This window comes from Thioalkalivibrio sp. ALE23, from assembly GCF_000378545.1.
Classification (GTDB): domain Bacteria; phylum Pseudomonadota; class Gammaproteobacteria; order Ectothiorhodospirales; family Ectothiorhodospiraceae; genus Thioalkalivibrio.
This window is the reverse complement of the sequence record NZ_KB900031.1, coordinates 146,523-158,305: the sequence shown is the minus strand read 5'-3', so window position 1 is coordinate 158,305 and position 11,783 is coordinate 146,523. Positions and strand designations below refer to the sequence as shown.

Sequence of the window (11,783 nt, the reverse complement as noted above, 5' to 3'; positions counted from 1 at the left end):
TCAGGGACGCCGGATCCCGGGGAGGCGGTCGGTGTCGATCTCGTCAATCTGGCGCGGGTCGAGCTGCTGTTCGGCGTAGCGCCGATACACGCCCTCGTCGACGAACACCCGGAACAGGTCGGGGTCGAGATGGCCGTCCTCGACCATGCGTCCCATGATGGTCAGTGCCTGGGACAGGGGCATGGGTTTCTTGTACGGCCGGTCGGGGGCGGTCAGCGCCTCGAACACATCGGCGATGCCCATTATGCGTGCCGGGATCGACAGCTGGTCGCGCGTGAGTCCGCGCGGATAGCCTCGCCCGTCCATGCGTTCGTGGTGGCCCAGGGCGTACTCCGGGACCCGCCGGAGGTGACGCGGGAAGGGGAGCTGTTCTAGCATCTGCATGCCTACGGTCATGTGGCCCTCCATGATGCCGCGTTCCTCGTCGTTGAGCGTGCCGCGCCGGACGCACAGATTGCGGACCTCGTTTGTGTCCAGCAATGGACGTTGCGTGCCGTCCAGCGCGGTCCAGCGGCGATGGGCGAGGGCCTCGATACGGGCGATGTCCTCGTCGGTCATGAATTCGCCACCGGTGTTGGAGCGGCGCAGGAATTCGAGGTCCTGGTTCAGGCCCTCGCGGCGTTCGGCGCTGGCGCGATCCACCTCCTGCAGGGCTTCGCTGCCGCCGGGCTGGCGGGCCAGGGCCTCGCGCAACTGCCGGATCTCGTGGTCGCGTGCGAGGATTTCGACCCGGTCGCCGATTCCGTCGATGCGGTCGAAGATACCTTCCAGCTTGGTCGACTTTTCCATCACGTGATGCGGCGTGACGACCTTGCCGCAGTCGTGCAGCCAGGCGGCGGTGCGCAGTTCGTAGTAGTCGTCGGGCCCGAACCGGAAATCGCGGACCGCGGGGTCGCCGGATTCGCTGGCGGCCTCGGCCAGCAGCAGGGTGGCCTCGGGGACCCGGCGGCAGTGGGCGCCGGTGGAGGGCGATTTGGCGTCGATGGCGGTGGCAATGACCTGGACGAAGTGGTCGAACAGTTCGCGCAGCTCGTCGATCAGGCGCTGGTTGGTGAGCGCCACCGCGGCCTGCGAGGCGAGTGACCGGGCAAGGTCCCGGTCCTGTTCGTCGAACGCCCGGATCTCGCCGTCCACGGTCTTGTTGAGCAGCTGCAGCGCCGCGATGACGTTGCCTTCGTGGTTGCGCAGGGGCACGGTCAGGACCGAGCGGGTGTGGTAGCCGGTGCGCCGGTCAAAGGCGCGGGTGCCGGAGAAGTCGAAGCCCTGTTCGCGGTAGGCATCGGCGATATTCGCCGTGCGGTCGTTGAGCACGGACCAGACGACCACCGCCTGGTCATTGGGACTGGCGTCCTCGCGATAAAGCGGTACCGCCGGCAGCTGGCCGTCGACCGGCTCGCCGGTGCCGCCAAGGTGCAGGCCCAGGGTGTCGTTCTGCACCAGGGCGAATTCGAGCTCCTGGCGGTCGGAATCCAGCAGATAAACGGAGCCGGCGTCGGCACCGGTCAGGGCCCGGGCGTGATTCAGGATCTGTTCCAGCAGCTGCGGCTTGTCGCGTTCGGCCGACAGTGCAATCCCGATCTCGTTGAGCCGGCGCACGCGTTCCAGCAGGTCGTCCCGGGCTTGCTCGTTGCTGTGCGTCATGGCGCCTTCCCCGCGGGGTGACCACCGGCCACGCGCGCGATCCGCGTGCCCGGCAGGACTTCCCGCCATTCCCCCTTTGGAAGAATAATGGACCGGACCGGCGTGGCCGTCCAGAAAATCCGGAGGTGTACCCCCGTTGGGTGTTTGCCTAAACTTCGGCTTCCGCCACTCCCCCGGAAACCGCAGCGTGAAATTCTACTTCATAGACCGTCAGTTTTTCCGGCATCCGCAGCATTACCTGCAGCAGGTGGGTGTGGCATTTCTGGTGATCGCGGGGCTGGTGGCGGGACTGGGTATGGTCACCGAGGTGGTCGTGGTGGCGGCCATTGGTTCCAGCGCGTTCATTACCTTCGCGATGCCGCATTATCCGACCGCCACCGCCCGCCGGCTGATCGGCGGACACGTCCTCTGCATCGCAGTGGGGTGGCTGTGGTCGGTACCGTACGCCGCGGGCGTCTTCGGCAACGGTGATGCCGCCCTCGCGATGGCCGCCGGGGCCGCACTGGCGAGCGCCAGCCTGCTGATGCTGATCACCGACACCGCCCATCCGCCGGCGGCCGGCAACGCGATCGCGTTCGCCATCCTCGGGATGTCGCTCCCGCATGTGCTGTTCTCGGTGGTGGCGGTTCTGCTGCTGGCCCTGATCCGCTACATGCTGCGCGGCTGGCTGCGCAACCTGGTGTGACCCGCGCGGATCAGGCCTCGCGCGGCAGGTCGTGGCTGAGGGCCTCGGCACCCGGGTTGCCGATGATGCACTGGTCGACCTGGCGCAGGCTGCGGGCCACCCATTGCCGCCAGTCGGGGTCGCGGGCATGCCGTTCGACCTCGAGCAGCACCAGACGCTCCACGTTGGGATTGCCCTGTTCCCGCGCATCGGCGCGTGCCCGTTCCAGTTCCTGCCACCCCTCCGGATCTGCCCCGTGCGCGAGTTCCAGCAGGCTGCGGGCACGCTGGAGCCGGATGGTCGGCTGAAAACAGCGGTCGCCGCGCTGCAGCGAGTTGTCCAGGGCCGCGTCGGCGATCGCCAGACATTCCTGCGGATCGGGGGCCCCGCGCCGAATCGCGTCCAGGAGGAACAGCCGGAACAGGGTGCTGACGCCGTCCATCACGCTGCGCATGATCTCCACCTGTTCGCGGATGATGTCCACGGCCTGGTCATCGCCCAGTCGGGTGCGCGCCCAGGCGGATACCGCGACGGCCCCGGTGCGCCACAGCGGGTAGTCGTAGGCCTCGGCGATGTCGTGGGCCTTGCGCGAGGCCGCCAGTGTTTCGTGCGGGCGGTCGGCGAAGAAGCCCAGGGCGGAGCGGAAACTGTAGACGAAGGCCTGGGTGGGCCGGTGATCGAGCTGGTCGGCGTGCTGGCAGGCCCGGTCCATCTCCACCCAGGCACGTTCGTGGTTGCCGGAAAAGAGCAGCGTCCAGGCGAAAAAGGCGCGTGACAGAATGGCGGGGTTCTCGGTGTGGCGGGCGATCAGACGCGGGTGATCACGCGGCTGGTAGAGCTCCAGCGTCCTTGTCTGGTGGTCCATGGCCTGGCGGAAGTGCCCGGTCCAGAAGCAGGTGTTGCCCTGGACGTAACCGGCGGCGATCCGCAGCAGGCGATCGCCCGAGCGCTCCGCCACCACCTCCGCCTCGTGCGCCAGGCGGGCGGCTTCGTCGAAGCCCTGACAGGATCCGGCTCCGTGCCACAGTCCCCACAGTACGCGGAAATGCTCCACCGGGTCGCGCTCGGGCCGCGACAGCTCCGCCGCGCGTTCGAACAGGCCGTGGACCGTGCGCGAGCCGTATCCCATCAGCGCCAGACTGGCCGACCCCAGCCCGCTGAGGGCCCGCAGGGTGTCGGCCTCGTTGAGAGAGGCGCTGTCGGCGAGGTCGTTCTGGAGGCAGTCGAGGGCATCCTGAAAGTGCTGCGCCGCTTCCGGCAGCATGCCGCGGGCAAAGGCCTGCTCGCCGGCCTGCAGCCAGTGGGTCACCGCTTCGCGGTAACGACCGGCCTGGTGCAGGTGCACTGCGACCCGGCCACCCGCCGGGGCCCCGTACGGACGTTCCGCCTCTTCCTGCAGCAGATCCGCGAGTCGGTCGTGCAGCCGCGAGCGCTCGGAACGCAGCATGGCCTCCAGCGCGCTTTCCCGGTACAGCGCATGACGGAAGCGGAACAGGTTCCCCTCGGAGACACCGGCCGGTTCGACGAACCCCTTGCGCATCAGCAGTCCCAGTTGCTGGCGGACGTGCTCGGTGGAGCGTTCGAGCAGCCGGGCCAGGATGTTGACGCTGAAATCGCGCCCGATGACCGCCGCCGCACGTGCCAGTTCGCGCGCCGGCCCTAGCTGCTCCATGCGCGCGATCAGGAGGTTGTTCAGGCCGGGGGGCAGTTCATCGCCGGGAGTGCCCGGGTGCCCGTGTTCGAGCGCGAAGCGGGTCAGCTCTTCGAGGAACAGCGGTACGCCTTCGCCCCGCGCGACCAGTTCGTCGCGTACCGTGCGTGGCAGAGCCTGGCCGGGGTCCAGCGCGGCCACCAGATGCCCGGCCGCCGCATTGTCCAGCCCCTGCAGAACGATGGATTCCATCTCCACGTCGCGCCATTCGCTGCGATAGCTCATGCGCGTGGTGAGGACCACCATCAGGGCGGCATCGCGGCCACGGTGGTGCAGTCGCCGCAGGAATTCCGACGTCGCAGAGTCCATCCAGTGCAGGTCATCCACGATCAGCAGCAGGGCCCGGCCGCGCACGCCGGTCAGGGTCAGATCCACGAGGGCGTCGAGCAGGTGGTCGCGGTCGACGTTCCCGGAGCGGAACAGCTCATGGTCCGGGGTCGTGGGACAGGTCAGCCAGCCGGCAATGGTGGCGGCCTTTTCCGCGGCTTCGCCGTGGCGTTGCAGAAGCCTGCGGAGCAGGCGTTCGGCCGCCGCCCGGCGGTTGCGTGTGGCCGCCCATCGTCCCAGCGTCTGGCGTACCGGGGCCAGCAGCTGCCGGGCCGTGTCCTCGCGGCATTTGAGGGCCCGGACCACGCCGTGACCATCCACCTGTTCGGCCAGGCCGCGGGCCAGACGGCTCTTGCCCATGCCCGCCTCGCCCTGGATCAGGACCCAGCGGGAACCGCCACGACGGGCCCGGTCCCATTCGCCCCGCAGGCGGCGCAATTCCGCATCGCGTCCGGCCAGCGGCGCCTGACGGGTCGCCGGGCGTGCATCCACGCGGTCGCGCGGACCCGGGTCTTCGATGACCCGGAAACCGCCCGGGCGTCCGCGCCAGGGCTGGAATTCGAAGAAACCCTCGAGGTTCTCCCGCACCGCGGCCGACACCCACAGGATGCCGGGGCGCAGGGAACGGGCGACGGCCTGGACGCGCGCGGTGAAACGGCCGGCAGGGTCGGGGATGTCGGGGTCGTCGCCGGTGACCACGGTGTCGATGTCCACCGCCGCACGCAGTTCGACCCCGGACGGCGCGGTGCCCAGGGCCTGCCAGGCCGCCCTGACCGCGTCCATCATGGCCTCCTCGCGCCCGGCCGGATAGCCGAAATATGCCAGCAGGCCCTGGCCCGGGGCGCGTACCACGTGGCCGTGATGCGCCAGCAACAGGGCGTCGAGCGTTTCCAGCGCCGTACGAATCCGCTCCCACTGTTCTTCGATGTCCAGGTGTTCGGGTGCCCGCAGATCGCAGACCACGAGCACCAGCCGGCGACGCTCCTGGCGCAGGGCGGTGGCGGGGGCCGGCGCGCGGTCGGTCCGCTGCACGCCGTCATCGCGCGCGCGTTCGAGCTGTTCGCGGATTTCGGCCAGCGCCGGCCCGGGGGCGTGGCCGTCGGTTTCTTCCAGGAGCTGTTCCACGCGGCGATAGTGTTCTTCGGCACGTGCCGGCTGGCCGGCCAGCAGCAGGGTCCGCAGAAACACCGCATTCAGGGGCTCGTCCGCCGGGGCGAGGTCCAGCAGCCGCCGCATCTCGCGGATCCCGCGTTCCGGTTCGCCCGCCCGCCGCAGATATTCGTGGAGGCGCTCGACCGCGGCGCGCGCATGCGACCACAGGACGTCGCGCTGCTGTCGTACCCAGGCCTCCAGGCGGGGCAGGCCTTCGGCCACCGCGTCGGTGGCGAGGAAATGCCCCTGGTACAGTTCCAGGCGCGCCAGCTCGCGGTCGGCAAGGTTCAGGGCATCCTCCGGGCTGGCTTCGGCAGGAGCGACGAACGCGGGTCCGAAAGAGGTGTCTTCGGCAGCGACCCGGAGGAAATCGGCATGGCAGCGATCGTCGACCCGGAATCCGACGTCGCGGGTCGCCGCCTGCAGGTTTTCGGCGAGGGTGTCGCCCAGGTGGCGGCGGATCTGGAACAGGCCCTGACGCAGATTGACGCGGGCGTTGTTGGAATCGAGTTCGGGCCAGAAGAGTTCGGCCAGTTCGCGGCGCGGGACACGGCGGGGGCTCTCGGCGACCAGATAGATCAGGAGCAGTCCGGCCTTGGTCCCGGACAGGGCCGGAATCTCGCGGTCGTCCACGCTGACCCGCTCGGTCCCGAGCGTCGTGATCTCCAGTTGCGCCAAGGCCTTCCCCCCGTGCCGATCACCGGCCACTCGGATCATACCAGTGTTGGCCGGGGCGCTGAATGCCCCCTGAAAAGACAGGGTTGGGCGGGGTGGTGTCAGTCGATGCGGATGGTGCTGTACCCCTGCCGCTCGTAGCCCATGATGGACAGGAAGGTGTTGCCGACCAGCTCGATGCCGGGCAGCAGGTCCTGTTGCCCGAGATCGAAGCGCCGGGTGGCGATGCTGCAGGCCTCCATGTGCACGTTGTCGAGACCCTGCAGATCCCGCAGACGGTCGTGCAGGCGTTCGACCGCGTCAGCGTCGGCGAGGTCGAGATGATCGGTGGAGTCCGCGACCAGACCGGCAGCCCCGCCACGGAAGGCGAAGATCATGTGCGGTTCCAGGCCCTGTCGCTGCATGTCCTCGCGGGTCTCGAGAATCACGTCCAGCCGCGCGATCAGGCGTTCGGGATCGCCCAGGGTCACGTCCCAGAGGATGTGTCCTTCCTCGAGGCCGTCGATGGCGCGAGCATCGTCCGGCTTGTCCGCCAGTGCGGGCAGCGCCAGGGCCAGCAGGAGCAGGAGCGCCAGACCGCGGGACAGGCCGGAGATCGGGCCGGAGATCGGGGAATGGTCGAGTGTCATCGGTCGCCTCCGTCAGATAGGTTACTTGAGGATAGCAGGTGACGCTCCGCCAGCAGGCGATAGGGGCCGGGGTGGCCGTCACGACCGGATTCGATCAGCACCAGATGATTCGCATGCCAGACCACGGGGACGGGCGGTGCCTCGACTTCGGGCGGCGTCGGCGCGTGGCGGCGCAGGGTTACGTGCGGGCGGAACGGGCGCTCTTCGAGCCGGACCCCGGCGGCGCGGCAGGCCCGGGTTGCGGCGCTGGCAAGGGCTTCCAGCCCCGGCGGGGTGGATGACGGTCCGATCCAGCTGACGCGGGGACCGGGGAAATGCCCGTAGCGGTCCAGGTGCAGGTCCACGGCATGTTCCGGGAGCGCCGCCAGGGCCTGTGCCAGGGCCTCGGCGACCGGCGCACCCACGGTGCCGGCAAACGCCAGGGTCAGATGCAGGTGGGCGTGCGGTACCGGACGCCCCGGTCCCGGCAGTTCCCGGGCCAGCGCATGCAGGGCATCGCGGGTGGCCGGGTCCGGCCACAGGGCGAAGAAGACCCGGCGTTCGGCGGGCGTGGCAGTCACGGCGTTCACGGGCGCGGCAGGTTTTCGCGCTGGCGGCGTTCCCACAGGGTTTTGCGGCTGATGCCCAGGGCACGGGCGAGTTCGGTCTCGTTCATGCGGGTCTGATTCTCCAGCACGAACTGGCGGAAGTAGTCGTTGAGGCTGGTGCTCGCCGGGGGCTCCGGGGCTGAGGGGCCGCTGGCGGCTGGCGCGCTGGCATCGAGGCCGAGGTGCGCGGGCTCGATACGTGCTTCCGGGGCCAGCACCGCGCCGCGCTCCAGCGCGTTGGCCAGCTCACGGACGTTGCCGGGCCAGTCATGGCGGCGCAGGAGTTCCAGGGCCGCCGGTGTCAGCTCCGCCGGGCCGCCGGCGGAACTGCGTTCGGCCAGGAAATGCCGGGCCAGGACTTCGATGTCCTCCGGTCGTTCGCGCAGGGGCGGGATCGCCAGTTCCAGCACCCGCAGGCGGTAATACAGATCGGCGCGGAAGCCGCCGTCGGCGATCATGCGCTCGAGGTCACGATGGGTAGCGGCCAGCAGCCGGACATCCACCTGCCGGGCCTCGCTGGATCCCACCGGCCGAATCTCGCCATCCTGCAGAAAGCGCAGGAGGCGGGCCTGGGCGGCCGGGGCGAGTTCGCCGATCTCGTCGAGGAACAGCGTGCCGCCGTGGGCACTCGCGATCAGGCCGGTGCGGGCCTGTACGGCCCCGGTGTAGGCCCCCCGGGCGTGGCCGAACAGCTCCGCCTCCACCAGGCCCTCGGGGATGGTGGCGCAGTTGACCGCGACGAAGGGACCGTCGGCCCGCGGCCCCAGACGGTGCAGTGCCCGCGCGGCCAGTTCCTTGCCGGTGCCGGATTCCCCGCGCAACAGCACGGTGGATTCGGTCTGTCCGATGCGGCGGATCTGTTCGCGCAAGTGGTGGATACCGGGGCTGTCGCCCTTGAGGCCCAGATCGTCGCTGCTCGTGTCCCGCTCCGCGTCCGCATCGGGCTGCGCGCCGGCGCGTCGGCGCAGGGTGGCCCGCAGCGTCAGTAGCAGGGCGTCGTGGTCGAACGGCTTGGCGATGTAGTCCGCGGCGCCGTTTTTCATCGCCTCCACCGCCGATGGCACCGAGGCGTAGCTGGTCATGATCACCACCGGCGCGCGGGTCTCGCCCAGCAGCTGCGTGCCTTCGCCGTCGGGCAGGCGCAGGTCGGCCAGCAGCAGGTCCGGCTCGCCGCGCGCCAGCTGCCCGCGCGCCCGGGCGAGATCCTCCGCGGTGTCCACCGTCAGGCCGTGGTGGACCAGATAGCGGCTCACCGCGCGTCGGATCGGGGCCTCGTCGTCCACCAGCAGGATGCGCGTCATGACGGATCTCCTCCGGGGAGCGTGAGCAGAAAGCGGGCGCCGCCCTCGGGGCGGTTGGTCGCGGTCAGGGTACCACCGTGATCCTGCACGATGGAGTAGGCCACCGGCAGGCCCAGGCCGGTGCCCTGGCCGGTGGGCTTGGTGGTGAAGAACGGCTCGAACAGCCGGTCGAGGCTGTCGGGCTCGATGCCCGCGCCTTCGTCCTCCACCGCGACCCGGATGCGGCCGTCGCGGCGTTCCGCGCCCACGCGCACCGTGGCCCCCCCGGGTGAGGCCTGTTCGGCGTTGGTCAGCAGGTTGATGAAGACCTGCAGCAGAGGCCCGCGGGCCCCGCGGACCTGCAGCCCGGGGGTGTCGAGCCCGAAGGTGACGAAGTGCAGGTCCTTGCGGCCGGCCAGCCGGGTCAGGCGGATGGCCTCGTGGATCAGTTCCCCGGGGTCGAGGTCTTCGAACCGGCTGCCGGCCGGTTCCTCGGCATGGGCAAAGGTGATCAGCGACTGCACGATGTCGTTGATGCGTCGGGTCTGCGCCAGTACGTCGTCGGCGATCGCACGGATCTCGTCGGGGTCGTCCTCCAGCGGCAGGGTCTGCGCGAGCGAGGCGATGCCGGTCAGCGGATTGCCGATCTCGTGCGCGACCCCGGCGGCGAAACGGCCGATGGAGGCCAGGCGGTCGCTGTGGGCGATCTCCGCCTCCAGCTGGGCGCGGTCGGTGACATCCTCGATCAGGATGATGCGGCCCTCGCGCCGCCCGTCCGAATCCAGCAGGTCGGACTTGTGCAGGTTCAGGCGGCGCCCGCCGTCCTCCAGTTCCAGGTGCAGTTTGTACCACTGCGGGTCGGGACTCTCGATGAACGCCGTCAGCAGCCCCCGCCAGGGCCGCGGCAGGCTGTCCAGCGGCTGCCCGGTGGCGGTGTCCGGCGGGATGCCGGTGAGCTGACCGAGGGCCTGGTTCCAGCCGGTGATCTCGCCGCTGGCGGTCAGGCTGGCCACGCCCAGCGGCAGTTCGTGCAGGATCTGGCGGTGAAAACGGCGCAGGGCATCCAGTTCGGCGGCCAGCCCGGACAGCGGCAGGGCGCGCGTCTCCAGTTGTTCCTCCACCCGCCGCAGGCTCTCGCCCAGGGTGTGGCGACCGGCGGCGTCCAGGCGCAGGTGCTGGTCGACGATCATGCGTGCCAGCACCGGGCCCAGCAGCCCGGAAAGGTTGCGCTCGATGCGTTCGCGCAGGCGCCGCAGGTCACTGCGCGAACGGGTGTGGCGCGGCAGGCCCAGTTCGTCCAGCGCCCGCTGAACCTCGTGGCGCGCCGGTCCCGGACCCAGGGTCGCCCCCAGCGCGGACTCCATCTCGCCCACGTCACCGGCCAGCGGCAGCCCGCCGGCGGTGCCGGCGGCGGCGTCGCCCGGGCAACAGGCACGGCCGGCCTCGCGCTCCTCCGCATTGGGCCGGGTCAGCAGGGATACCGCCACGAACAGCAGCGCGTTGAGCCCCAGGCTGAGGGTCAGGGCGAACGTCCAGGGATCGAGATGGCCGGCCTGCAGCCAGTCCCGCGGGTCCGGCAGCCCGGGCAGGATGCCGGCGGTGTCCAGCAGTGGCAGGACCAGGGTGAACAGCCAGGCGAGGATGCCGGCACCGAGGCCGGCGAGGAAGCCGAAGCGGGTGGCGCGGTTCCAGAACAGCAGCCCGGCCAGCCCCGGCAGCAGCTGGGCCACGGCCGCGAACGAGATCAGGCCCAGTTCGGCCAGCCCCTCGACCACCTGCAGCACGCCGTAGAAGGCGTAACCCAGACCGATGATCAGTACCACCCAGGTGCGGCGGGCCCACAGCAGGCGGCGGTACAGGTTGCTGCCGGGCGCGTCGTCTTCCTGCAGCCGACCGACGGGGGTGAGGTAATTGGTGCCCATGTGCGCCAGGGCCAGGGTGGTCACGATCATCATCGCGCTGGCCGCCGAGACCCCGCCGATGAACACCAGCAGCGCCAGCGTGGCCGAGTCCAGCCACCCCGCGATGCCGATGGCGTAGTAGTTGGGGTCGATCGCGAGCCCGGCCGCCTCCCCGGCCCAGTAGAGCACCGGCATCGGCAGGTTCAGCAGCAGCAGGAAGGCCGGGAACGCCCACGCCGCACGGTTCAGGGCGCGCGGATCGATGTTTTCGGTGAACAGCATGTGGAACTGGCGCGGCAGCAGGAACGCGGCGGCGAAGGCCAGCACCATCATCGCGAACCAGCCGCCTTCGCGCACCGGGGCGTAGAGTGCCTCGGTGGCCCCGGGGTTGGCGTCCAGCCATGCGTTCAGACCGGCCGGCCCGCCGAACACCGCGAACAGCGCGACCGCGGCGATGACCAGGATCGCGATCAGTTTGATCACCGACTCGAAGGCGATCGCCAGCACCAGCCCGGCGTGCTTCTCGCGCGGGGCGATGTGGCGGGCTCCGAACAGGATCGCGAACGCGGCGATGGTGAGCGAGAACGCCAGCGCCAGCAGATGCGGCGGGGTCTCGGCGGTCAGCACCGCCGCCGACTCGGTCACGGCCTTGATCTGCAGCGCGATGTAGGGGAGCACCCCCGCAAGCATGAACAGCGCGACCGTCGGCCCGGTCAGGCGGCTGCGGTAGCGGAAGGCGAACAGGTCTGCCAGCGAGGTGAGCTGCTGCTCGCGGGTCAGGCGCAGCAGCGGCCGCAAAAGCCACGGGGTAGCGGCAAAGGCCAGGGTCACACCGAGATAGATGGTCAGGTAAAGATAGCCTTGCTCGGCGAGAAAGCCGATGTTGCCGTAGAACGTCCAGGAGGTCGCGTACACCCCCAGCGACAGGCTGAACACCCACGGACTGGCGGCCAGCCGGCCGACCCGGGTGCTGCGGTCGGCGACAAAGGCGATCCCGAACAGGATCGCCAGGTAGGCCACGCCCACCGCATAGATCAGGCCCAGGCTAAGGGTCACGCCGCCGCCCGGTGGCCAGTGCCACTACCGCGATGAATCCGGCCCAGATCGCGAACGGCCACCACCAGGCCGGCGCGGCTCCGGCCAGCCACAGCACCGGCGGGCCGAGGAACAGCAGCACGCCCAGCAACGTGACCAGGACGCCGTGCGAGGTGTCCAT

8 protein-coding genes are annotated in these 11,783 nt (G+C 70.1%); 1 reads left to right on the top strand and 7 read right to left on the bottom strand.

What is annotated here, in order from left to right:
• Entirely contained in the window at nt 1-1,641 is a 1,641-nt protein-coding gene (locus tag F573_RS0100755) for an HD family phosphohydrolase (RefSeq protein WP_019021088.1), read from the bottom strand.
• 187 nt (nt 1,642-1,828) lie between these two features.
• Between F573_RS0100755 and F573_RS0100750 the strand changes: the two genes are divergently transcribed.
• Nucleotides 1,829-2,326 carry an HPP family protein gene (locus F573_RS0100750; protein WP_019021087.1) on the top strand — a complete coding sequence of 166 codons (498 nt, stop codon included), beginning with the start codon at nt 1,829-1,831 and terminating at the stop codon, nt 2,324-2,326.
• 10 nt (nt 2,327-2,336) lie between these two features.
• Here the strand turns inward: F573_RS0100750 and F573_RS0100745 are convergent, their stop codons facing one another.
• Genes F573_RS0100745 through F573_RS15195 form a run of 6 tightly spaced genes read right to left on the bottom strand, consistent with a single transcriptional unit; the run spans nt 2,337 to nt 11,783 of the window.
• A complete protein-coding gene (locus F573_RS0100745; RefSeq protein ID WP_019021086.1) occupies nt 2,337-6,212 on the bottom strand; it encodes an AAA family ATPase in 3,876 nt (1,291 codons plus the stop codon).
• Between the two features lie 59 nt (nt 6,213-6,271).
• Entirely contained in the window at nt 6,272-6,799 is a 528-nt protein-coding gene (locus tag F573_RS0100740; RefSeq protein WP_019021085.1) for a hypothetical protein, read from the bottom strand.
• Complete coding sequence (thpR, locus tag F573_RS0100735; protein WP_019021084.1) at nt 6,796-7,368, bottom strand: RNA 2',3'-cyclic phosphodiesterase; 573 nt, start codon at nt 7,366-7,368, stop codon at nt 6,796-6,798. Before thpR ends, F573_RS0100740 begins: the two co-directional genes overlap by 4 nt.
• Entirely contained in the window at nt 7,365-8,687 is a 1,323-nt protein-coding gene (locus F573_RS0100730) for a sigma-54 dependent transcriptional regulator (protein WP_019021083.1), read from the bottom strand. The genes thpR and F573_RS0100730 overlap by 4 nt, the downstream gene beginning before the upstream one ends.
• The gene (locus F573_RS0100725) at nt 8,684-11,623 is read right to left on the bottom strand and encodes a sensor histidine kinase (RefSeq protein ID WP_019021082.1); all 2,940 of its coding nucleotides are present in this window, start codon (nt 11,621-11,623) and stop codon (nt 8,684-8,686) included. The genes F573_RS0100730 and F573_RS0100725 overlap by 4 nt, the downstream gene beginning before the upstream one ends.
• A complete protein-coding gene (locus F573_RS15195; RefSeq protein ID WP_019021081.1) occupies nt 11,613-11,783 on the bottom strand; it encodes a hypothetical protein in 171 nt (56 codons plus the stop codon). Before F573_RS15195 ends, F573_RS0100725 begins: the two co-directional genes overlap by 11 nt.

Coding starts and splice junctions, on each gene's coding strand:
- F573_RS0100755 (WP_019021088.1), bottom strand. CDS start 1,641: ATGACGCACAGCAACGAGCAAGCCCGGGACGACCTGCTGGAACGCGTG.
- F573_RS0100745 (WP_019021086.1), bottom strand. CDS start 6,212: ATGATCCGAGTGGCCGGTGATCGGCACGGGGGGAAGGCCTTGGCGCAA.
- F573_RS0100740 (WP_019021085.1), bottom strand. CDS start 6,799: ATGACACTCGACCATTCCCCGATCTCCGGCCCGATCTCCGGCCTGTCC.
- F573_RS0100730 (WP_019021083.1), bottom strand. CDS start 8,687: ATGACGCGCATCCTGCTGGTGGACGACGAGGCCCCGATCCGACGCGCG.
- F573_RS15195 (WP_019021081.1), bottom strand. CDS start 11,783: ATGGACACCTCGCACGGCGTCCTGGTCACGTTGCTGGGCGTGCTGCTG.